Source organism: Methylobacterium sp. J-001 (assembly GCF_022829565.1).
In the GTDB taxonomy this organism is placed as follows: domain Bacteria; phylum Pseudomonadota; class Alphaproteobacteria; order Rhizobiales; family Beijerinckiaceae; genus Methylobacterium.
Genome location: NZ_JAKSYN010000224.1, coordinates 1 through 349, shown reverse-complemented (window position 1 = coordinate 349; position 349 = coordinate 1). Strand labels below are relative to the sequence as shown.

Below are 349 nucleotides of genomic sequence, written 5' to 3'. Positions count from 1 at the left end.
GGATGCTGGGCTGGAGCGCGAAGAGGCGATCATCCAGCGGCAGCAGGGTATGCCGTCGAAAGGCGACGATGACCGCCTCATGCTCCAGGCTCAGAACAGTGGAGTGAGGCCCTTTCGGTTCCATCCGCGCATCGGTGCCGGTCGGACGTGAACGCCACTTCTGAACGGGGGTCGGGCTGATGCCGTAGCGTTTGGCGGCGGCTCTAACTCTCTCGTGACGAGTGTGGATTGCCCGACGGAGCGTCTCAGTCGTCGTTGCCCCACCGTGGATAACCGGTCCCATATCGCGTCCCTCAACGCGGTATCAACAGTTCAACCACACAGCGGGACTGAACATCTAGTCGCGGGA

At 62.2% G+C, this 349-nt stretch carries 1 pseudogene; it reads right to left on the bottom strand.

The features are described from left to right. Positions 1-283: pseudogene (locus MKK65_RS29350) on the bottom strand (IS481 family transposase); the annotation flags it as partial. Positions 284-349: the final 66 nt, after the last annotated feature.